The sequence below is a fragment of the Nocardioides endophyticus genome (genome assembly GCF_039543845.1).
GTDB classification, from domain to species: Bacteria; Actinomycetota; Actinomycetes; order Propionibacteriales; family Nocardioidaceae; genus Nocardioides; species Nocardioides endophyticus.
Window position 1 is genome coordinate 230,910 of the sequence record NZ_BAABKN010000036.1, and the last position, 20,971, is coordinate 251,880.

A 20,971-nucleotide genomic window follows, 5' to 3' on the forward strand; every position below is an offset into this window, starting at 1 on the left:
GCCAGGGGTCACTTTGCGCCGACTCGGCGATTTCACGATCCAGCCCGCGGGAGTTAGGTCTTTGAACGTTCAAAGTCGCGGTAGGATGAGGCACGTGCGTAGAGCAAAGATCGTCTGCACCCTCGGCCCCGCGACCTCGTCGCCGCGTCGGATCCGCGAGCTCGTGTACGCCGGGATGGACGTCGCCCGGCTGAACATGAGCCACGGTTCCCACGAAGACCACGCCGAGGCCTATCGCCTCGTGCGCGAGGCCTCCGATGCCAGCGGGCACGGGGTCGGCATCTTCGCCGACCTCCAGGGTCCGAAGATCCGGCTCGAGACGTTCGCCGACGGCCCGGTCCAGCTCCATCGCGGCCAGGAGTGGGTGATCACCACCCGCGACGTGCCCGGCGACGACAAGATCTGCGGTACGACGTACAAGGGGCTGCCCGGCGACGTGAACGTCGGCGACCCGCTCCTCATCGACGACGGCAAGATCCGGCTCCGGGTCACCGGGGTCGTCGACGGCACCGACGTGCACACCGAGGTCCTGGTCGGGGGCAAGGTGTCCAACAACAAGGGCATCAACCTGCCCGGCGTCGCGGTGTCGGTGCCCGCGCTGTCGGAGAAGGACATCGAGGACCTGCGCTTCGCGCTGCACCTCACCGTCGACTTCATCGCGCTGAGCTTCGTGCGCGATGCCAAGGACGCCGACGACGTCCGCAAGATCATGGACGAGGAGGGCATCCGCGTCCCGGTCATCGCCAAGATCGAGAAGCCGCAGGCCATCGAGAACCTCGACGAGGTCATCGACGCCTTCGACGGCTTCATGGTGGCCCGCGGTGACCTCGCCGTCGAGTGCCCCCTCGAGGACGTGCCGTTCCTGCAGAAGCAGATCGTGCGCAAGGCGCGTCTGCACGCGAAGCCGGTCATCGTCGCGACCCAGATGCTGGAGTCGATGATCTCGAGCCCGGCACCCACCCGCGCCGAGGCCTCCGACGTCGCCAACGCGGTGCTCGACGGCGCCGACGCGGTGATGCTCTCCGGCGAGACCAGCGTGGGGGAGTTCCCCGTGCACACCGTCGAGACGATGGCCCGGATCATCACCTCCACCGAGGAGCACGCGATCCGCAACGGCGACGGCGCCGGTGTCTTCGCCAAGATCGACTGGGACCCGCACACCCGCTCCGGCGTCATCGCCAAGGCGGCCGAGGAGGTCGCCGAGAGGGTCGGCGCGAAGTACGTCGTCGCGTTCACCACCAGCGGTGACTCGGCGCGCCGGATGTCCCGCCTCCGCGGCCCGGTCCCGGTGCTCGCCTTCACGCCCGTCCCCGCCGTCCGATCGCAGCTCGCGCTGAGCTGGGGCGTCGAGACGTTCCTGACCCAGATGGTCGAGCACACCGACGAGATGGTCCGCCAGGTCGACGACCAGCTGCTGCAGATCGGCCGGGTCACCGAGGGCGACCTCGTGGTGATCATCGCCGGCGCCCCTCCGGGCATCCCCGGCTCGACCAACGCCCTGCGCATCCACCGGATGGGCGACGCCATCAACGAGGTCGCTCCGGCGTACAAGCGCCACCGCTGAGCCGGAGAGCCCTAAGGACGTCATACGGATCGAGCCCTGGGGGCCACGATTCGTATGACGTCCCGGCGTTTGGTGCCCCGGGTGGGATTCGAACCCACACTGGACGGTGTTTGAGACCGCTTCCTCTGCCGTTGGGATACCGGGGCCGACAGCGCGGGAAACCTTAGCCGAAACTGATCCCGGGTTCCTTCTTGGCTAAAGTCAATAGAACTACTACAGTTTCGATCACGCGGGTGCTCGGGCAGTGGAGGTCGACATGTGGAAGCCGTGGCAGCAGGTCAGCGGATGGGGCCGGGCCAGCAATGAACGCGCCATCGGCAACGCTCGTAGGGCGACGACGGCACTCAGCCGCCGCCGGGTCGAGCGCGACGAGGTCGACCTGTACCTGCGGACCAGGGAGGCACGTCTCGTGCCCGTGCCCGGTGCCGCGCCGCGTCCAGCCTGAAGGGTCGGTAAAGGGACTGGCGGCGTACGACGGCGGGCGGGCCGATAGCCTGCTGCCGTGACGCAGCCGACCGACCAGCCGACCCCGGGGACCGCGCCCCGCCGGGTCGTCATCGCCGAGGATGAGGTCCTCATCCGGATGGACCTCGCGGAGATGCTCTCCGAGGAGGGCTACGAGGTCGTCGGCCAGGCCGGCGACGGCGCGAAGGCGATCGAGCTCGCCGAGGAGCTGCGGCCCGACCTGGTGATCCTGGACGTCAAGATGCCGGTCCTCGACGGCATCGCCGCCGCCGAGCGGATCGCGAGCCAGCGGATCGCGCCGGTCGTCATCCTCACGGCGTTCTCCCAGCGCGACCTGGTCGAGCGCGCCCGCGACGCCGGGGCGATGGCCTACCTGGTCAAGCCGTTCAGCAAGACCGACCTGGTGCCGGCCATCGAGATGGCCGTGAGCCGGTTCGCCGAGCTGTCGATGCTCGAGGCCGAGGTCGCGGACCTCACCGAGCGTCTCGAGACCCGCAAGTCCGTGGACCGGGCGAAGAACGTCCTGCAGGAGCAGCTGAAGCTCAGCGAGCCGGAGGCGTTCCGCTGGATCCAGAAGACGGCGATGGACCTGCGGCTCTCCATGCGGCAGGTCGCCGAGGGCGTCATCGCCCACGGTCCGGGCATCGCCGGCTGAACCTCGCTCCCCGGGGCAGGTTTCCGTCAGATCACGCTTCGGTAAAGCCTGCCCGCCAGGCGCGCCGCGACGGCGATGTACTGGCGTTTCACTCATCGTTCACCCCTAGACTGCCGTTCCGAGCCCGGTCGGGTTCTGGAATGGGAGGACCGAGTTGAAGTCTCGACACGTCGTCCGCGAGCGGACGGTGCTCAGAGGGGTAGCGGGTCTCATCCTCGCGCTGCTGCTCGCGCCCTTCCTCGCGTTGATTTCCTCGGGGTCTGCGAGCGCAGTGGATGTCCTGTGCATGGCAAAGCCGGACGAGACCGCCTGCATCGCCGGCACCCTCCGTACGGAGGAGTCGCCGGTCCCCGACGCGACCATCACCGTCACCTCGCCCTCGGGTGAGGAGCAGGAGGTGCAGACCAGCGAGACCGGCAAGTGGAGCGTCGAGGTCAACGAGCCCGGCGAGTACACCGTCGTCCTCGACAAGGAGTCGCTCCCCGACGACGTGGTCATCGGGCAGGGTGAGATCACGGTCGACGTCGCGCGGCTGGGCGTGACTCAGGCGGCCACGCTGGACGTCCGCACCGGCTCGTACAGCGCCGAGACCAGCAAGGTCGACGAGCTGATCCAGAGCACGGTCAACGGCCTGCGCCTCGGCCTGCTGCTGGCGCTCGCGTCGGTCGGTCTGTCGCTGATCTACGGCACCACGGGGCTCTCCAACTTCGCCCACGCCGAGCAGGTGACGCTCGGCGGCATCCTGGGCTACTTCCTGATCAACCAGCACGGCCTCGGTCTCTGGATCGGCGGCCTCCTGGTCGTGATCCTCTGTGCCTTCACGGGGTGGTTCCAGGACCGGATCCTGTGGCAGCCGCTACGGCGGCGCGGTCTGGGCCTGACCCAGATGATGATCGTGACGATCGGTCTCTCGCTGGCGCTGCAGTACGTCTACCAGTACACCGTCGGTGCGCGCACCGTCCGTGTCCTCCAGGACAATCCGTCGGTCCGCGAGATCGGGCCGGTCACGATCACCAACCAGTCGATCGTCGCGATGCTGATCTCGGTGGTCGTCCTGGCTGCCGTCGGCTACGCCCTGCTCCGGACCCGGGTCGGGCGCGCCACGCGTGCCGTCTCGGACAACCCGGCGCTCGCGGCCGCCTCGGGCATCGACACCGACCGGGTGATCCGGCTGGTGTGGACGACCGCGATGGGCCTCGCCGGCCTCTCCGGGCTGCTCTACGCGCTGGTCACCAACGGCATCAAGTGGGACTCCGGTCTCCAGATCCTGCTGCTGCTCTTCGCAGCGGTCACGCTCGGTGGCCTCGGTACGGCGTTCGGCGCCCTGGTCGGTGCGCTGATCATCGGCCTGGTCGTCGAGCTCTCACCGGTCCTGGGCATGCCCGGTGACTTCAAGTACGCGACCGCGCTGTTGATCTTGATCCTGCTCCTGCTCGTGCGACCCCAGGGTCTGCTCGGCAAGCCGCAGCGGGTCGGGTAGAGGGAGGACTGACAGACATGGACACCATCCAGTTCATCCTCAACGGCATGATGCGCGAGGTGCTGTCGCCGCAGACCGCGGCGGTCGCGATCGCCGTCATCGGCCTCAACATCCACTTCGGCTTCACCGGCCTGCTCAACATGGGCCAGTCGGGCTTCATGCTGCTCGGCGCGTACGGCTTCGCGATCTCGATCTCCAACGGCCTGCCGATGATCGTCGGCGTCCTGCTGGGGTTCGGCGCGGCGTTCATCTTCGCGTTGGTGCTCGGCGCACCCACCCTGAAGCTGCGCGGCGACTACCTGGCGATCGTCACCATCTCGGCGGCCGAGATCATCCGGTACGTCGGGAGATCGGCACTGCTCGTCGACTTCACCGGCTCGGCCCAGGGCATCCCCGGAAGCCAGTACACGACGCCCTTCCGCAACCTGTCGTTCTTCGGGGACGGTCAGTTCACGCTGCTCCCGTTCAACTACCAGGACGTCGCCGACGGTGCGGCCTGGGTGCGGATCCTCGGGTGGATCGTCGTCGTGGCAGGCATCGCCGCCCTGATCTACCTGCTGCGTGGTGGTGCCGACCTCAAGGGCGCGAGCAAGGGATTCGCGATCGCCGGGCTGGTCGTGATCAACCTGTTCCTGCTGTTCTTCCTCTTCCCGGTTCCCTATCAGAGCACCGGTGTCAGCGGCTGGTGGGTCCGCTTCATCGCATGGGGCCTGGCGTTCCTGTGCACCTTCCTCGTCTTCCTGATGGTCCGCAGCCCCTGGGGTCGCCTGCTGCGCGGCATCCGCGAGGACGAGGACGCGATCCGCTCGCTCGGCAAGAACGTCTTCGCCATCAAGATGCAGGCGCTCATCATCGGCGGTCTCTTCGGAGCGCTCGGTGGCATGGTCTACGTGCTGTCGTCCAGCGTGCAGCCCGACTCGATGGGCCGCTCGCTGACGTTCTTCTGCTACACGGCCCTGCTGCTCGGCGGCGCTGCGACGATCTTCGGCCCGGTGCTCGGATCGGTGATCTTCTTCGCGGGCCGGATCGGCATCAAGTACACCGCCGCGGCATACGTCCCGGACAGCATCATGAACAACCAGCAGACGGAGCAGTTCTCCTACATCGTCGTTGGTGTGGCGCTGATGCTGATCGTGATCTTCCGACCACAAGGCATCCTGGGCAACAAGAGGGAGCTGCAGTTCAATGTCTGACCAGATGGCTGACCCCAAGGTCGCGCGAGAGCTCGCGGACCCCGCGGCACGGCAGGCCCTGACCTCCGGTTTCGAGGCCACCCCCGGTGCCAGCAAGCCCGACCCGATCCTGCTCGTCAACAACATCGTGCGGCAGTTCGGCGGCATGACCGCGGTCGACGTGCAGCACCTCGAGGTGCAGCGCGGCCTGATCACGGCCCTGATCGGGCCGAACGGCGCCGGCAAGACGACGTTCTTCAACCTGATCACCGGCTTCGACAAGCCGACCACGGCCGGCAAGGGCGCGCACTGGGCCTTCGACGGCCGGACGCTCGACAAGACCTCGGCGTCGAGCGTGGCCCGGGCCGGCATGGTCCGCACCTTCCAGCTGACCAAGGCGCTCAGCGCGATGACCGTCATCGACAACATGATGCTAGGGGCGCAGAACCAGGCCGGTGAGAACCTCTTCAAGTCGTTGTTCCGCAGCTCCTGGGGCAGGCAGGAGAAGGAGATAGAGGCCAAGGCCGACGAGCTCCTGGAGCGCTTCAAGCTGTACGAGAAGAAGAACGACTACGCCGGCAGCCTGTCGGGTGGTCAGCGCAAGCTGCTCGAGATGGCTCGGGCACTGATGAGCGACCCGAAGATGATCATGCTCGACGAGCCGATGGCGGGCGTGAACCCCGCGCTCACCCAGTCGCTGCTCGGGCACATCCAGAACCTCCGCGACGAGGGCATGACCGTGCTCTTCGTCGAGCACGACATGCACGTCGTACGCCACATCTCCGACTGGGTGGCGGTGATGGCAGAAGGCCGCCTGGTCGCCGAGGGCTCCGCCGACACGGTGATGTCCGACCCGGCCGTGATCGACGCCTACCTCGGTGCGCACCACGACACCGACCTCGGTGACGACGCGCTGCTGTCGGACGAGGCACTGGAAGAGATCGCCGAAGAGGTGGCCGCCGAGGACGCCGATCGTCAGGCCGAGGAAGAGGCGGAGGGACTGCGATGACCGAGCAGCAGCAGAGTGGTGGAGTCGCGACGCAGACGCAGAAGCCGGTGGTCGAGGCCAAGGACGTGGTCGCCGGCTACATCCCCGGCGTCAACATCCTCAACGGGTGCAGCCTGGTCGCCTACCCGGGCGAGATGATCGGCATCATCGGTCCGAACGGCGCTGGCAAGTCGACGCTGCTCAAGGCGATGTTCGGCCTGGTCAAGGTGCACTCCGGATCGGTGACGCTCGGTGACCGCGACATCACCAACCTGCGCACCAACCAGCTGGTCGAGATGGGGGTCGGCTTCGTCCCGCAGACCAACAACGTCTTCCCCTCGCTGAGTATCGAGGAGAACCTCCGGATGGGCCTCTACCTGCGGCCCAAGAAGATTCGCGAGCGCCTGGATGCCATGTGGGACCTCTTCCCGGTGCTGCACGACCGCCGCAACCAGAGTGCCGGCGCGCTGTCGGGGGGCGAGCGGCAGTCCCTGGCGATGGCCCGGGCGCTGATGATGGAGCCGTCCGTCCTGCTGCTGGACGAGCCGTCGGCGGGCCTGTCGCCGGTGCGTCAGGACGAGACGTTCCTGCGCACCCGCCGGATCAACAAGACCGGCGTCTGCGTCGTCATGGTCGAGCAGAACGCCCGCCGTTGCCTGCAGATCTGCGACCGCGGTTACGTGCTCGACCAGGGGCGGGACGCTCACACGGGCACCGGCCGCGACCTGGCCAACGACCCCAAGGTGATCGCGCTCTACCTGGGCACGCTCGCCAAGGACGTCGACGAGGAGCGCGACTCGCACTGACCCTAGGGGGTCGTGGCGTCCTCCACGAAGCAGGCGGTGGCGCGGGTGGCCTCGGACGTTGGATGGTCTTCTCCGTCCTGGCGACGGCATCTTCAAGTGGCGGCATCGCGCACCCCTGCGGCGAGAACGACTTCGCTGTTGTGGTGGGGGTGAGGTCGAGGTGGGTGCTGCGACGGCCGGAGATGAGGAAGGGCCCCGGACCGTGAGGTCCGGGGCCCTTCTCGTACCAGGTGCTGGGTGTTACTTCGAGCCCTCGACCGTGCTGCTGAGCTCGTTCTTGTTGTCGGCGGTGTACTTGTAGATGCCGACGAAGGCCGACGAGGGGTCGTTCTCCTTGTCGATCGGGCCGATACCCGAAGGTCCGGTGTACCGGATCTCCTTGCCGTCCTCGAGGAGGGCGACGCAGTCGGCGTAGGTGGTGCACTCCTCGCCATCGGTGGCCCCCGAGACGTCCGCGTAGTTGTCGCGAACCGTCTGCGAGTCCGTCGCCTTGCCCTTGACGGCGGCGAGCGCGGCCAGGATGGTCGCGTCGTACGACTCGGCGGAGTAGGAGTAGTCCTTCAGGGGCTTGCCGTCAGCCTGCTCGGCCCAACCGCTCACGCGCTCCTTGAAGGTGGCGTCCGGGTCGGCGCCGGGGATCGTGCCCTGAGCACCCTCGAGGGTGCCCTTCTCGAAGTCCTTGCTGAAGTCGGACGTGTTGCCGTCGGACAGGTAGACCTTCGACATGTCCCAGCCCTGCGAGGCGAGCTCGGGGATGATCGACTTCGTCTCGTCGAACGCGAGCACGACGATCGCGTCCGGCTTGGAGGCGAGCACACCGCTGACCTCGGCCGAGAACGTCGTCTGGCCGGCGGGGAACTCGTCGCCCTGGCCCTTGCAACCGTAGGTGCAGGAGCCACCGGAGGCCTTGACCGTCTCCTCGACGACGTTGCGGAGGCCGGTGCCGTAGGTGTCGTTGAACACCAGGAAGCCGACCTTCGAGAAGCCGTCGGTGGAGATCAGGGTGCCCAGTGCGTTGCCCTGGACGCCGTCCGGCGGGGCGGTACGGAAGTACCACGGCGAGTAACCGCTGAGGTCGACGGCCGTGTTGGCCGGCGAGACCTCGGTGATCTTGTTGTCGGCGAAGGTGTCGACGACGTTCAGCGAGACGCTGGACGAGGCGGCGCCGATGACCACGGACGGCTTGCTGGCGACCAGCGTGCCAGCCGACGCGGTGGAGACCGACATGTCCGTCGAGTCGCCGGAGTCCTGGATGTCGTGGCATGCCTGGGCGCCGTTGACGCCGCCAGCCGCGTTGATGTCCGAGACGGCCAGGCCGACACCGGAGATCTCCGGGGGGCCGAGGAACGCGAGGTTACCGGTCAGCGGCAGGATGCCACCCACGCGGAAAGTGTCGGCGCTGGTCTGGTTGGGCGCGCACTTGTCGTTGGTGAACGAGTCAGCTGCGGCAGCCGAGTCGGACGCCGACGGTGAGTCGCTTGCCTCCGGGGCGGCGTCGCCGCCGTCCGAGTCAGAGCCGCAGGCGGTCAGGGCGAGGCCGAGGACGGCTGTGCCCGCCATCAGCCTTACCCAGTTGGTCTTGGTTCGATTCACGGGGTGAACCTTTCTGTCGCGTTGATGCACTACACCGCGCCCGCCCTACCGATTGGTTGGGCATAGCCATGCCACCGTAGGACTGGCCGTGGGGCCCGGTGTGTTACGGCACCCTGTCGTTAGCGAACCGTTACGTCAATGAAGCGCGCCAACAAACGCCACCAGGATCGGTGCCACGAGCAGCGCGGGCAACAGGTCGGCCACCGGGATCTCTCGGACGCGGAGCAGGCGCAGGGCGACGCCCACGAGCAGCAGCCCACCCGTGGCCGTGATCGCGGCCAGGTGCGCGTCGGGGAGCACGTCGCCGAGCGCCAGCCCGAGCAGGGTCAGGCTGCCCTGCACGGCGATGATCGTGACGACGCTGGCGGCGACCCCCCAGCCGAAGGACGCCGCGAACGCGATGGCGGCGAACCCGTCGAGCGCGGACTTGAGGATGAGCTGGTCGGCGCCGTTCCCGAGCCCGTCGTTGATGGAGCCGAGGATCGTGAGCGGTCCGGTGCAGAAGATCAGTGACGAGACCACGAAGCCCTCGATGAAGCGGTGCCGGTCTGCTGAGGTGGCGTCGCCGGCGAGCCGGGTCTGCAGCCAACCGCCCAGGGACTCCACGCGGGACTCCAGGCGCAGCAGCGACCCGACGATGCCCCCGATCAGCAGCGCGCCGAGCACGATCAGCATCGGCGCGCTGTCGCCCACGAAGTCGGAGAGGTCGGCGTCGAGCGCGGCCATGGCCGACGTACCCGCGATCAGCAGCGTCACCAAACCCAGCGAGTCCGTCACCACGTCGCGGGTGCGCACCGGCAGTCGGTTGCCCAGGAGCACTCCGATCACGCTGCCGACGAGCACGGCGGCGACGTTCACGACGGTTCCGAGGCCTGGGATCACGGGACTCCTCTGACAGGACTGGGAGGCTGAGCGTAGTGTCTACCGCTGGAGCCGCGTTCGGGGGACACGGAGGCGCGGCAGCCTGTGGAAGGTCGGAATAGGCATGGCGCGATGAATCGCTCCCTGGTGTCGCTCCGCTCGGTGACCCCCGAGGACGCGCGACACCTCGCGGAGGTGTGGACCGACGTCATCCGTCGGGTCGGACCCGAGGACCAGGCGATCGACATGGAAGCCGTGGTCATCGACGTCCTGGCGTCCGACCACCAGCGGATCATCGTCGCCGAGTACGACGGGAAGTTCGCGGGCGCGATCCACCTCGAGCACACGACGATGTCCGCGATCAACCGCGAACCAATCGTCCGGGCGCTGTCGCCGCACGTGCTCGCGCCGTACCGACGCCGCGGCATCGGCACCGCGCTGATGGAGTCGGCCGTGACCTGGGCCGAGGAGCTCGGCATCGCGCACGTCGCGACGGCCGCCGTCGCCGGCTCCCGCGACGCCAACCGCTTCATGGCCCGGATCGCGCTGGGCCCGTACGCCGTACTCCGGGTCGCCACGACCCACGCGGTCCGCAGCCGCCTGAGCGCGCACCGCCGGCCCGCGGGCGCCGGCCACGGCAAGCAGCTGACCCAGGTGCTCGCCGCCCGCCGCTCGTTGCGCAAGAGCCGGGCGGCCGCGGAGAGCTAGCGGAGACGCGTCAGCGGCTCCGCTGATGGTGGTCGAGCAAGCCGCGCGACTGAGGGGCGAGGTCGCGACTGGCGTGTCGAGACCCGGTGAGCTGAAGACCAGCCTCAGTCTTGGAAGCGCTCGCTGGGCAGCAGCGCGCAGGTGATGCGCGAGGTGCAGACCCGCTTGCCGCGCTCGTCGGTGATGACGACCTCGTACGTCGCCATGGTGCGGCCCAGGTGGATCGCGGTCGCGACGCCGGTGACCGTGCCCGTGGTGGCGGAGCGGTGGTGGGTCGCGTTGATCTCGATGCCCACGGACCGCTTGTCGGGGTGCGCGTGCACCGCCGAGCCGACCGATCCCAGCGTCTCGGCGAGCACCACCGAGGCGCCGCCGTGCAGCAGGCCGTGGGGCTGGGTGTTGCCCTCCACCGGCATGGTGCCGACGACCCGCTCGGCCGAGATCTCGGTGAGCTCGATGCCCATCTTCTCGTTGAGGCCGCGTACGTCCTCCGGCATCGCCGCAATGTAGTCCGTCACCGACATCTCGTTGCTCATGGTGCCATTCTGGCTGTCGGCGGTCGCGGATAGAGTCGGCGGGTGCCTCGCCTCCTGCTCCTCGACGGTCACTCGCTCGCCTATCGCGCGTTCTTCGCGCTCCCGGTCGAGAACTTCTCGACCACGACCGGGCAGCACACCAATGCGGTCTACGGCTTCACCTCGATGCTGATCAACGTGCTGCGCGACGAGCAGCCCACCCACGTCGGGGTCGCGTTCGACGTGTCGCGCCAGACGTTCCGGCTGGCGGAGTACTCCGAGTACAAGGCGAAGCGCAACAAGACCCCCGGGGAGTTCAGCAGCCAGCTGCCGCTGATCGAGGAGGTGCTCAACGCGTTGCGCATCCCGTTCCTGAAGAAGGACGGCTACGAGGCTGACGACATCATCGCCACCCTCGTCACCCAGGCGCTCGAGGACGAGGAGATGGAGGTCCTGATCCTCACCGGAGACCGCGACTCCCTCCAGCTGGTCACCGACCGGTCGACGGTCCTCTACCCCATGCGCGGGGTCTCCGACCTGGCGCGGATGACGCCGACCGCGGTCCAGGAGAAGTACGGCCTGCCGCCCGCGCGCTATCCCGAGCTGGCCGCGATCGTGGGGGAGACGTCCGACAACCTGCCCGGTGTGCCCGGGGTCGGTCCGGGCTTCGCCGCCCGGTGGATCAACCAGTACGACGGCCTCGACAACGTGATCGCCCACGCCGACGAGATCACCGGCAAGAAGGGCGAGGCGCTGCGCGAGCACCTCGGCGACGTCATCCGCAACCGACACCTCAACCGCCTGGTGCGCGACCTCGACCTCGACCTCCGGCCGGCCGACCTCGTCATCCAGCCGTGGGACCGCCACGAGGTGCACACCCTCTTCGACGGTCTTGAGTTCCGGGTGCTCCGCGACCGGCTCTTCGAGACGCTCACCTCCGAGGAGGAGATCGACGACTCGGGGTTCGACCTGGCCACGTCGGTCCTCGCCAGCGGCGAGCTGGCGGCCTGGCTGGCCGAGCATGCCGCCACCGGAGAGCGGGTCGGCCTGCACGTCGCCGGCCGCTGGGGTGCCGGCACCGGCGAGGTGACCTCGCTGGCGCTCGCCACGTCGCCGGGGCCGACCACCGAGGGAGCCGCGGCCTGGATCTCGGCGGAGGACCTGGACCCCGACGACCAGACCGCGCTCGCCGGCTGGCTCGCCGACACCGCCCGCCCGAAAGTGCTGCACGATGCCAAGGGGCCGATGCTGGCCCTCGCGGCCTGGGGCCTGCCGCTCGCCGGGCTGGCCCGCGACACGGCGCTCTCGGCGTACCTCGCGCGCCCCGATCAGCGCTCCTACGACCTCGCCGACCTCACGGTGCGCTACCTCAAGCGCGAGCTCAAGCAGGGCGGCACCGACGACGGCCAGCTGAGCCTGGGCATCGAAGCAACTCTCGATGGGCAGAGTGCATCCGGGGAGGTCGAGATGCTGCACGCCCGCGCCGTGCTCGACCTGGCCGCGGCGCTCGACGACGAGCTGGAGGAGCGCGGCGGCACGGCGCTGCTCAACGACGTGGAGCTGCCGCTGGTCGACCTGCTCGCGCAGCTCGAGCAGACGGGCATCGCGGTCGACGTCGACCACCTCGAGGCGCTGGAGAGCCACTTCGCCGCCGAGGTGCGCAAGGCGGCTGAGGACGCCTACGCCGTGATCGGCAAGGAGATCAACCTCGGCTCGCCCAAGCAGCTCCAGGTGGTGCTCTTCGACGAGCTGGACATGCCGAAGACCAAGCGCACCAAGACCGGCTACACGACCGACGCCGACGCGCTGCAGGCGCTGTACGTGAAGACCGAGCACCCGTTCCTGCTGCACCTGCTCCGGCACCGCGACGTGATCCGGCTGCGCCAGACGATCGAGGGGCTGCTCAAGACGGTCTCGGGCGACGGCCGGATCCACACGACGTTCAACCAGACGATCGCCGCGACCGGCCGCCTGTCCAGCACCGACCCCAACCTGCAGAACATCCCGGTCCGCACCGAGGAGGGACGCCGGATCCGCGAGGGGTTCGTCGTCGGCGAGGGCTTCGAGTCGCTGATGACCGCCGACTACAGCCAGATCGAGATGCGGATCATGGCGCACTTCTCCGAGGACGCGCTGCTGATCGAGGCGTTCCGCTCGGGGAGCGACTTCCACTCGATCACCGCGGCCCGGGTCTTCGACGTCCCGGCCGACGAGGTCACGCTCGAGATGCGCGCCAAGATCAAGGCGATGAACTACGGCCTCGCCTACGGGCTGTCGGCGTTCGGCCTCGGCCAGCAGCTCGGCATCGACCCGGGCGAGGCCCGCGGCCTGATGGACGAGTACTTCCAGACCTTCGGCGGCATCCGCGACTACCTCGCCGGAGTCGTCGACGAGGCCCGCCGCACCGGCTTCACCGAGACGATCATGGGGCGCCGGCGCTACTTGCCCGACTTGACCAGCGACAACCGGCAGCGGCGCGAGATGGCCGAGCGGATGGCGCTCAACGCGCCGATCCAGGGCTCGGCGGCCGACCTGATCAAGGTCGCGATGCTCGACGTCCAGCGCGAGCTGACCGCGGCCGGGCTGAAGTCGCGGATGCTGCTCCAGGTGCACGACGAGCTCGTCTTCGACGTGGCGCCGGGCGAGCGGGAGGCGCTGGAGACGCTGGTGCGCCAGCAGATGGGCGGCGCCGCCGAGCTCGCCGTACCCCTCGACGTGTCGGTCGGTTTCGGCCGCAGCTGGCACGAAGCCGCTCACTAGCGGATCCAGCTCAGCTGGCGGGTGCCGACTCCTGCTCGCTGACGGCGTGCCGGATGACGGTCAGGCTGATCCACAGCAGGGCGACGAGCAGGACGGCGTCGGTGGCGATCACCGTGGTGAGCAGCCCGCGCAGCGTCGAGGTCGTGAGGCCGATGGCGACGATCGCGACCAGGGCCGCCCACACGAGATAGACCGACCGCTGCCCCTGCCGGGCGAGGACCGAGTAGACGAGCAGCTGCAGCATCGCGAGGAGCGTCCCGAGGATCGCGAAGATCCAGAGGTTCTTCGCGATCTCGTCGTAGTCGTCGCCGCCCACGAAGATCAGCGCCAGGTCCGGTACGACGGCCGCGGCGAGGGTCACCCCGACGCCGAGGGCGGCGATGAGCGACAGGCTCGCGGTGAGAGCGCGGCGGCGGCCCTCCTGGGTGGCCATCGAGGGGAACGCGATCACGACGATGAACTGCGGCAGAAAGAGAACCGCCTTGGTGAGGATCAGCCCGCCGGCGTACAGACCCGCGTCGTGCTCGTCGAGGACGTTGCGGGCGAGCACGATGTCGACGTTCGAGAGCGCGAAGAACGCGAGCAGCACCTGCGAGTTGTGGAAGGTCTCGGCCATCACCCGCCGGAAGCCGTGGTCCTCGCTGTGCACCCCCGGGTCGCGCGGTCGGCGCAGCAGCCACCAGCCGGCGATGACCGGCGCGCAGGCGCCGATGCCGATCCCGACCAGGGCGGAGAACTCGGTGGGCCGCCAGGCGATCAGGGCCGTGCCGATGAACAGGCGCGGCACGCCGCTCAGGATGTAGAGCACGGACAGCGCCGCCCAGCGCCGCTCGCCCTGGAGGATCCCGGCCTGCGCGCCCATGATCGTGAACGGCACCGACACCACGGAGACGAGCGCCGCGGTGGCCATGCTGTCGAGGCGCAGGATCTGGTTGAGGAGCGGGGTCAGCACCAGCAGCAGGACGCCGAGGGCAGCGGCCGCGCGGTAGGTGACCCCGAGGATCGTCCGCTCGATCTGCGCCACATGGCCCGGCTCCGCGGCGATCCGCCGGGCGGCGGTCGCCTGGAGCCCGAGCTGGAGCACGGCGACGACCAGGATCGTCGCCATCAGGCCGGCGAACGCGCCGTACGACTTCGGACCCAGGATGCGCGCGGCCACCATGGTGAACGCGTAGGTGGCGACGTTCATGACACCCATCGCGATCGCGATCGAGCCGCCACCGGCGAGCAGCGATCGAATCCGGGACGGCGGTGAGCTCACGGGAGGGAAGCGTATGCGACTCGGCTCGCGACGGCGCGTCCGGGACGTGCCACCCCTAGACTTCCCGCCGTGAGTCCCGCCGAGGCCGTCGTCCGCTCGATGCGGCCCCGCCAGTGGGTCAAGAACGTGCTCGTGGTCGCCGCGCCCGTGGCGGCCGGGGACATCGGCGAGCCCGGTGTCCTGGGCGCGACGGTGGTCGCGTTCGTCTCCTTCTGCCTCGCCTCGTCCGCGGTCTACCTGGTCAACGACTGCGTCGACCGGGAGGCCGACCGGGTTCACCCGCGCAAGCGGTTGCGACCGATCGCGGCGGGCGAGCTGTCGGTGGGGGCAGCGGTCGCGGTGGCGGTCGCGCTCGCGGCGCTGGCCGCGGCACTCGCATACGCTGCGACCTGGCAGCTCCTCGTCCTGGTGATCGCCTACCTCGCCGTCCAGCTCCTGTACTCGACCTGGCTCAAGCACGAGCCGGTCATCGACCTGATGCTCGTCGCGGCGGGCTTCCTGATGCGGGCCGTCGCCGGCGGGCTCGCGGCGTCCCTCGAGATCTCCGACTGGTTCCTCCTGGTCGCCGGCTTCGGCTCGCTCTTCATGGTCGCCGGCAAGCGCTACTCCGAGCTGCACACGCTCGGCAGCGAGGCCGGCACCCGGCGCTCGCTGGTGCGCTACACGGCGTCGTACCTCCGCTTCGTGTGGAGCACGGCCGCCGGCGTCACCATCGCCGGCTACAGCCTGTGGGCCTTCAGCAACCCGACCAGCGGGAGCCTGCCGTGGCTGGCGCTCTCGATCATCCCGTTCGTGGGCGCGCTGTTGCGCTACGCCGTCGACATCGACGCCGGCACGGCGTCCGAGCCGGAGGACATCGTCTGGCGGGACCGGGTCCTCCAGGGCATCGGTGTCGTGTGGCTGGTCGTCCTGACCCTGGGGATCCTCGATGTCTGACGAGTCCGAGGTGCTCACCGGCTGGGGTCGTACGGCGCCGAGCGCCGGCCGGGTCCGCCGCCACGCCGGGCCCGACGCGGTCGCCGACCTCCTGCGCGACGCCGGGCCGCGGGGCCTGATCGCTCGCGGGCTCGGGCGCTCGTACGGCGACCCGGCGCAGAACGCCGGGGGAGTCGTGCTCGACCCGCTGCCCTCGATCATCGACGAGCCCGCCGCCGACGGCACGGTCCGGGTCTCGGCGGGCACCAGCCTGCACGACCTCATGCGCTTCCTCCTGCCCCGTGGTCGGTTCGTGCCGGTCACCCCCGGGACGCGTTACGTCACGATCGGCGGCGCGATCGCCTGCGACGTCCACGGCAAGAGCCACCACGTCACCGGCAGCTTCGGCGACCAGGTGGTCTCGCTCGACCTGGTGCTCCCGGACGGCACGTTGCGCACCGTCGGTCCCGTCCACGACCCTGAGCTCTACTGGGCCACGGTCGGCGGCATGGGCCTGACCGGGGTGATCGTCTCGGCCGTGCTGCGGACCATCGCCGTCGAGACCGGCTACCTCGACGTCACCACGCAGCGGCTGCCGGACCTCGACGCGGTGCTCGCCGAGATGGCCGGGTCCGACGACGACTTCACCTACTCCGTCGCGTGGATCGACACCGAGGCCAAGGGCAGCTCGCTCGGCCGCTCGGTCCTGTCACGAGGAGAGCACGCGACCCTCGACCAGCTCGCGGGTGCTGCCGCCGCGCACCCGTTGGCGGTCCCCACGGCGCCCCGGCTGACGGTGCCGTTCGCGCCGCCGTTCAGCCTGGTGACCAGGCCGACCGTCCGTGCGTTCAACGAGGCGTGGTTCCGCAGGGCACCGCAGTTCCGCGCGGGCGAGATCCAGAGTGTCTCGGCGTTCTTCCACCCGCTCGACGGGGTGGCGCACTGGAACCGCCTCTACGGGCCGCACGGGCTCCTCCAGTACCAGTTCGTGGTCCCGGAGGACCGCGCCGACGTCGTACGGCGCATCCTGGAGGAGGTCGCCGCCGACAAGCACACGACGTTCCTGGCGGTGCTCAAGCGCTTCGGCCCGGGCAGCTCCGGCTGGCTGTCCTTCCCGACGGCCGGGTGGACGCTCGCGATCGATGCGCCGACCCGGCCGGGCCTGGTCGGTCTCCTGGCGCACCTCGACGAGCAGGTGGCGGAGGCCGGCGGCCGGATCTACCTCGCGAAGGACGCCCGGCTGCGCCCGGAGCTGATGTCGACGATGTATCCCCGGCTTGCCGAGTTCCGTGAGCTGCGCGAGCGGCTCGACCCACACCACCGCCTCCAGTCTGACCTCTCCCGACGCCTCGCCCTCTGACGAAAGCCGCCCCATGATCAACGCACTCGGCCAGCCCCAGACCGTCCTCCTGCTCGGCGGGACCAGCGACATCGCGCTGGCGCTCGCGCGCGCCTGGGCACGCAACGGCTCGCCCGAGGTGATCCTCGCGGCGCGGCCGGGGGAGCGGCGCGACCGAGCGGCCGCCGGACTCGCCGACCTGGGCCTGCGCGTGGAGGCCGTCGACTTCGAGGCGGAGGCCACGGGCGATCACCCGGCCCTCATCGAGTCGATCGCCGCCTCTCGCGACATCGACGTGGCCGTCATCGCCTTCGGGGTGCTCGGTGACGAGGAGCAGTCGTGGCAGGACCACGAGACGGCGGCCCGGCTCGCCGAGGTCAACTACGTGGCGCCGGTCAGTGTCGGCGTCTGCCTGGCGCAGGTGATGCGTCGCCAGGGGCACGGCGTGATCGTCGCGCTGTCGTCGGTCGCCGGCGAGCGGGTCCGCCGCTCGAACTTCGCGTACGGCGCCTCGAAGGCCGGCATGGACGGCTTCTTCCTCGGGCTCGGCGAGGCGCTGCGCGGGAGCGGTGCGCGGGTGCTCGTCGTACGCCCCGGGTTCGTGCACACCAAGATGACCGAGGGGCGCGAGGCCGCTCCGCTCTCCGTCACTGCCGAGCAGGTCGCCGACGCCGTGACGACGGCGGTCGCGAAGGGCGACGACCTGATCTGGGTGCCCAAGGCGATGCGAGGCGTGATGTCCGGTCTGCGCCACGTGCCACGGCCCCTCTTCCGCAAGCTCCCGATCTGAGTGCAGGTGCGCGCCCTCCGACTCGTGCCGGCGGCGTGGGCGTGCGCCCTCGCTCTGCTGATGCTCGGGCCGGCGCTCGGGCCGGGCTACGTGCTCACCTTCGACATGGTGTGGGTGCCCGACCTCGCCGTGCGCAGCGACTTCCTCGGGCTCGGCCCGGCGCTGCCGCGCGCCGTCCCCTCGGATCTCGTCGTCGCGCTCGCCGACCAAGTGGTGCCGGGGATGCTGCTCCAGAAGGCGGTCCTCCTCGGCGCGCTGTTCGCCGGCGGCCTGGGCGCGGCCCGCCTGGTCGGCCCGTCGGTGCTCGCCCGGCTCGTGGCGGTCAGCGTCTACCTGTGGAGCCCGTACGTCGTGGAGCGGCTCTGGCTCGGTCATTGGCCGGTGCTGCTCTGTTGGGCGGTGCTGCCGTGGCTGGTCCGCGAGGCGGTCCGCTACCGCGACGACGGCCGGATCGGCGCGGCCCTGCCCCTCCTCCTGCTGGTCGGGAGCCTCAGCGCCAACGCCGGCCTGATGTCGGCCGTGACGCTCTTGGCCGTCGGCCTCACTGCCAGGCGTGGCGCCGCCGTACGACTGCTGCTGCTCGTCGCAGCCGTGAACGCGCCCTGGGTCGTCGCCGGCCTGCTGCACGCAGACGCCGCCACGACCGTGGGCACGGGGGTCTTCGCCCTGCGCGGCGAGGGCTCCCTGCCCGCACCACTCACGGCGCTGTCCCTCGGCGGGATCTGGAACGCGGCCGTCGTGCCCGGCAGCCGCGAGTCCGTGCTCGCCTGGGTGTCGCTGCACGTGCTGGTTGCGCTGGCGGTGGCCGGCGTACGTCCCGCGCGGCGCCGCCTCGGAAGGCGTACGGCGGGAGCGCTGCTCGTGCTCTGGGCCGTCGGGGTCGGCGTCGCGCTCTGGTCCTGGGCCGCTCCCGGCTCGCTCGGCTGGTTCGCCGCGCACGTCCCGGGGGGCGGGGTCCTCCGCGACGGGTCCCGCGGACTGGCGCTCGCGGCGCCGCTGACGGCGGTGCTGGTGGCTGCCGGCGCGGAGCGGGCCGCCGAGAGGGCACGTGTCGCGAGCGGCGAGCTGGTTGCCCGGGTGCTCGTGGGGATCGGCGCGGCGCTCTTCCCCCTCGTGATGCTCCCCGACGCTGCCTGGGGGATCTCGGGCGAGCTCGCCCCGGCGACGTACCCCGACGACTATGCGGCCGCCCGCGACGTGCTCACGGACCCGCCTCCCGGGGATCTGCTCGTGCTCCCCTTCACCAGCTATCGCGCCCCGGACTGGAACCACGGTCGCCGGGTGCTCGACCCGCTGCCCCGCTATCTCCAGCCCAACTACCTCGTCAACGACCAGCTCCTCGTCGACGGCGTGGTCGTCCCGGGAGAGGACCCGCGTACGCCGCAGGTGCTTGACGCGCTCGCCCAGCCCGACCCGGCGACCCGATCGGCGGCGCTCGAGGCGCTCGGCATCGGCATCGTCGCCCGGGAGCTCGACGTCGCGACCACATCGGCGTACGACGCAGAGCTGGCCGGCCGTACCGCCTACCGGGGCGACGACCTGGAGCTGATCGCGCTCGCGGCGCCGTCAGAGCGGGAGCCCGGGTCAGGGTCGCGAGCAGCGGTCGCGCTCGCCTGGGCCGGGTTCGCCGCGGTCCTTGTTACCGCCGCGTGTAACGGGATTCACAACATCTGGCGCGCAAACCCCCGAAAGCGTCGCCGGAAGTGATACGTTCTGCGCCGAACAGGGAGGGAATTACGTGCAGACTATTCTCATCGGTGGCATCAGCCTGCTGGTCGGCGGCGGTATGGCCGGGGCGGCGATCTTCGGCGTCGTCGACTCCCAGACCCAGGCGCCCAGCAAGTCACCCGCGAGCGTGACCAACCCGGTCCTCAACTACGGCGAGACCCAGTAGCGCCTTCTCGATCTCAGCTTTCGACAACGTCCTGGTCATTGACCAGGACGTTTTGTCGTGCCGACGCCACGACGTGGGCGAACGCCGCCTGTGAGTGCTCCCAGGTGAACCCGTAGCTGTGCTCGAGCGCGGCCTTGGCCAGGACCTGGCGGCCCCGGTCGTCGCGCAGCAGCGCACCCAGGGCGGAGGCCAGCTGGCTCGGGGTGTCGACGAGCACGCCGGTCACTCCGTCCGCGATCGACTCGCGGGTGCCGCCGGCGCTCCGGTAGGCGACCGTCGGCGTCTGGTGCGCCGCGGCCTCGCCCACGACCAGGCCCCACCCCTCCTTCAGCGAGGGGAGGGCCATCAGCCACGACTCCTCGTAGATCTCCTGCTTGCGCACCTCGCTGACGTGCCCCTCGAACACCACGGTCCCGGCCGCGACCAGGTCGGCAGCGTAGGCGTGCAGCTCGGCCTCCCACCACCCGTCGCCGACGATCCGCAGCCGCAGGTCCGGGAACTCGGCCACCAGTGAGCGGGCAGCGTCGACGGCGTGCTCGACCTGCTTGTGCGGGACCAACCGGCCCACCACGCAGATGGAGGGGTACGTCGTCTTGCGGGTGTGCGTCGACACGACCGGTTCGGTCCCGTTGTGCACGACCGCTACCCGCGGGCCGGTGACGCCGAGCTCGCGCAGCTCCGCACGCGTGGCGCGGGAGACGACGACGTACTGCCGGCCGCGGTAGAGGCGCGGCGCGACCCGGCTCTCGATCCACCACCCGACCTTGCCGAAGAGCCCGGGGTAGACGACCGGCCACTGCTCGCGGTGCACGTGGTGGACCAGCACGACCACCGGCTTGCGGGTGCCGAGGGTGGTGAAGAAGGGGAGCCCGTTCTGGACGTCGACGACGACGTCGACGCGCCCCAGCTGGCGCCGCAGCAGCGCCCAGACGCCGAGCAGGTAGACCGAGAGCTTCGAGCCGCGGCGCACGTAGCGGACGCCGTCGACGACCTCGTCGGGCGCGGCGCCGGCGTACGCGACCGTGAAGATCGTGACCTGGCAGCCGCGGGCGGACAGTCCCGCGGCCACCTTCTCCAGGTAGCGCTCCGCGCCCCCGCCCTCGGGGTTGCGGCCGTCGCGCCAGCTGAAGAAGGCGACGTGGCAGTCGCGCAACGAGGCGTCCTGGACGGGTGGCACCCGCCGAGGTTACCCGTCAGTCGGTTTC

General features: G+C 69.9%; 19 protein-coding genes and 1 tRNA gene. 14 read left to right on the top strand and 6 right to left on the bottom strand.

The genetic code is table 11. From position 1 onward, the window contains the following. Window positions 1-94 precede the first annotated feature (94 nt). Window positions 95-1,564 (top strand): pyruvate kinase, encoded by a 1,470-nt coding sequence (gene pyk, locus ABEA33_RS25630; RefSeq protein ID WP_345529954.1) that lies wholly within the window; start codon window positions 95-97, stop codon window positions 1,562-1,564. A gap of 70 nt (window positions 1,565-1,634) precedes the next feature. Here pyk and ABEA33_RS25635 read toward each other — a convergent pair. After that, window positions 1,635-1,710 (bottom strand) — tRNA-Leu (locus ABEA33_RS25635). A 110-nt stretch (window positions 1,711-1,820) separates the two neighbouring features. Between ABEA33_RS25635 and ABEA33_RS25640 the strand changes: the two genes are divergently transcribed. The 6 genes from ABEA33_RS25640 (at window position 1,821) to ABEA33_RS25665 (ending at window position 7,130) form a co-directional block, all read left to right on the top strand. Then, entirely contained in the window at window positions 1,821-2,009 is a 189-nt protein-coding gene (locus tag ABEA33_RS25640) for a hypothetical protein (RefSeq protein ID WP_345529955.1), read from the top strand. 57 nt (window positions 2,010-2,066) lie between these two features. Then, window positions 2,067-2,684, top strand: coding sequence for an ANTAR domain-containing response regulator (locus ABEA33_RS25645; protein WP_345529956.1), 618 nt, complete (start codon window positions 2,067-2,069; stop codon window positions 2,682-2,684). A 286-nt stretch (window positions 2,685-2,970) separates the two neighbouring features. Beyond that, a complete protein-coding gene (locus ABEA33_RS25650) occupies window positions 2,971-4,164 on the top strand; it encodes a branched-chain amino acid ABC transporter permease (protein ID WP_345529957.1) in 1,194 nt (397 codons plus the stop codon). A 17-nt stretch (window positions 4,165-4,181) separates the two neighbouring features. Further along, window positions 4,182-5,357 (top strand): branched-chain amino acid ABC transporter permease, encoded by a 1,176-nt coding sequence (locus tag ABEA33_RS25655; RefSeq protein ID WP_345529958.1) that lies wholly within the window; start codon window positions 4,182-4,184, stop codon window positions 5,355-5,357. A 4-nt stretch (window positions 5,358-5,361) separates the two neighbouring features. Continuing rightward, entirely contained in the window at window positions 5,362-6,345 is a 984-nt protein-coding gene (locus ABEA33_RS25660; protein WP_345529959.1) for an ABC transporter ATP-binding protein, read from the top strand. Then, the gene (locus ABEA33_RS25665; protein WP_345529960.1) at window positions 6,342-7,130 is read left to right on the top strand and encodes an ABC transporter ATP-binding protein; all 789 of its coding nucleotides are present in this window, start codon (window positions 6,342-6,344) and stop codon (window positions 7,128-7,130) included. The genes ABEA33_RS25660 and ABEA33_RS25665 overlap by 4 nt, the downstream gene beginning before the upstream one ends. Window positions 7,131-7,370: 240 nt before the next feature. On the opposite strand, the gene ABEA33_RS25670 is transcribed toward ABEA33_RS25665, so the two are convergent. Together ABEA33_RS25670 and ABEA33_RS25675 are read right to left on the bottom strand one after the other, a co-directional pair. Next, window positions 7,371-8,723 (bottom strand): ABC transporter substrate-binding protein, encoded by a 1,353-nt coding sequence (locus tag ABEA33_RS25670; RefSeq protein ID WP_345529961.1) that lies wholly within the window; start codon window positions 8,721-8,723, stop codon window positions 7,371-7,373. A gap of 135 nt (window positions 8,724-8,858) precedes the next feature. Continuing rightward, on the bottom strand, window positions 8,859-9,605 hold the full coding sequence (locus ABEA33_RS25675; protein WP_345529962.1) for a DUF554 domain-containing protein: 747 nt from the start codon (window positions 9,603-9,605) through the stop codon (window positions 8,859-8,861). Window positions 9,606-9,716: 111 nt separating this feature from the next. Here ABEA33_RS25675 and ABEA33_RS25680 point away from each other — a divergent pair, with 111 nt between their 5' ends. Further along, complete coding sequence (locus ABEA33_RS25680) at window positions 9,717-10,292, top strand: GNAT family N-acetyltransferase (protein WP_345529963.1); 576 nt, start codon at window positions 9,717-9,719, stop codon at window positions 10,290-10,292. A gap of 104 nt (window positions 10,293-10,396) precedes the next feature. On the opposite strand, the gene ABEA33_RS25685 is transcribed toward ABEA33_RS25680, so the two are convergent. Next, on the bottom strand, window positions 10,397-10,828 hold the full coding sequence (locus ABEA33_RS25685) for a PaaI family thioesterase (protein ID WP_345529964.1): 432 nt from the start codon (window positions 10,826-10,828) through the stop codon (window positions 10,397-10,399). A 42-nt stretch (window positions 10,829-10,870) separates the two neighbouring features. Here ABEA33_RS25685 and polA point away from each other — a divergent pair, with 42 nt between their 5' ends. Continuing rightward, on the top strand, window positions 10,871-13,567 hold the full coding sequence (gene polA / locus ABEA33_RS25690) for a DNA polymerase I (RefSeq protein ID WP_345529965.1): 2,697 nt from the start codon (window positions 10,871-10,873) through the stop codon (window positions 13,565-13,567). A gap of 10 nt (window positions 13,568-13,577) precedes the next feature. Here the strand turns inward: polA and ABEA33_RS25695 are convergent, their stop codons facing one another. Further along, a complete protein-coding gene (locus tag ABEA33_RS25695; RefSeq protein ID WP_345529967.1) occupies window positions 13,578-14,828 on the bottom strand; it encodes a lipopolysaccharide biosynthesis protein in 1,251 nt (416 codons plus the stop codon). A 69-nt stretch (window positions 14,829-14,897) separates the two neighbouring features. Between ABEA33_RS25695 and ABEA33_RS25700 the strand changes: the two genes are divergently transcribed. The 5 genes from ABEA33_RS25700 to ABEA33_RS25720 are packed head-to-tail and all read left to right on the top strand — an operon-like array spanning window position 14,898 to window position 19,766. After that, a complete protein-coding gene (locus ABEA33_RS25700; protein WP_345529968.1) occupies window positions 14,898-15,764 on the top strand; it encodes a decaprenyl-phosphate phosphoribosyltransferase in 867 nt (288 codons plus the stop codon). Further along, window positions 15,757-17,103, top strand: a complete 1,347-nt coding sequence (gene dprE1 / locus ABEA33_RS25705) for an FAD-binding protein (RefSeq protein ID WP_345529969.1) — start codon at window positions 15,757-15,759, stop codon at window positions 17,101-17,103. Before ABEA33_RS25700 ends, dprE1 begins: the two co-directional genes overlap by 8 nt. 13 nt (window positions 17,104-17,116) lie before the next feature. Next, complete coding sequence (gene dprE2 / locus ABEA33_RS25710; protein WP_345529970.1) at window positions 17,117-17,872, top strand: decaprenylphospho-beta-D-erythro-pentofuranosid-2-ulose 2-reductase; 756 nt, start codon at window positions 17,117-17,119, stop codon at window positions 17,870-17,872. Between the two features lie 6 nt (window positions 17,873-17,878). Beyond that, window positions 17,879-19,579, top strand: a complete 1,701-nt coding sequence (locus ABEA33_RS25715; RefSeq protein ID WP_345529971.1) for an MmpA family trehalose lipid delivery protein — start codon at window positions 17,879-17,881, stop codon at window positions 19,577-19,579. Window positions 19,580-19,610: 31 nt separating this feature from the next. Next, window positions 19,611-19,766, top strand: a complete 156-nt coding sequence (locus ABEA33_RS25720; protein WP_345529972.1) for a hypothetical protein — start codon at window positions 19,611-19,613, stop codon at window positions 19,764-19,766. A gap of 13 nt (window positions 19,767-19,779) precedes the next feature. On the opposite strand, the gene ABEA33_RS25725 is transcribed toward ABEA33_RS25720, so the two are convergent. Then, window positions 19,780-20,943, bottom strand: coding sequence for a glycosyltransferase family 4 protein (locus ABEA33_RS25725; protein ID WP_345529973.1), 1,164 nt, complete (start codon window positions 20,941-20,943; stop codon window positions 19,780-19,782). Window positions 20,944-20,971: the final 28 nt, after the last annotated feature.

What these genes read in the sequence shown, in the direction of transcription:
- dprE2 (WP_345529970.1), top strand. Translation starts at nt 17,117, where the DNA reads ATGATCAACGCACTCGGCCAGCCCCAGACCGTCCTCCTGCTCGGCGGG.
- ABEA33_RS25655 (WP_345529958.1), top strand. Translation starts at nt 4,182, where the DNA reads ATGGACACCATCCAGTTCATCCTCAACGGCATGATGCGCGAGGTGCTG.
- ABEA33_RS25640 (WP_345529955.1), top strand. Translation starts at nt 1,821, where the DNA reads ATGTGGAAGCCGTGGCAGCAGGTCAGCGGATGGGGCCGGGCCAGCAAT.
- ABEA33_RS25665 (WP_345529960.1), top strand. Translation starts at nt 6,342, where the DNA reads ATGACCGAGCAGCAGCAGAGTGGTGGAGTCGCGACGCAGACGCAGAAG.
- ABEA33_RS25650 (WP_345529957.1), top strand. Translation starts at nt 2,971, where the DNA reads ATGGCAAAGCCGGACGAGACCGCCTGCATCGCCGGCACCCTCCGTACG.
- ABEA33_RS25680 (WP_345529963.1), top strand. Translation starts at nt 9,717, where the DNA reads ATGAATCGCTCCCTGGTGTCGCTCCGCTCGGTGACCCCCGAGGACGCG.
- ABEA33_RS25685 (WP_345529964.1), bottom strand. Translation starts at nt 10,828, where the DNA reads ATGAGCAACGAGATGTCGGTGACGGACTACATTGCGGCGATGCCGGAG.
- dprE1 (WP_345529969.1), top strand. Translation starts at nt 15,757, where the DNA reads ATGTCTGACGAGTCCGAGGTGCTCACCGGCTGGGGTCGTACGGCGCCG.
- ABEA33_RS25660 (WP_345529959.1), top strand. Translation starts at nt 5,362, where the DNA reads ATGGCTGACCCCAAGGTCGCGCGAGAGCTCGCGGACCCCGCGGCACGG.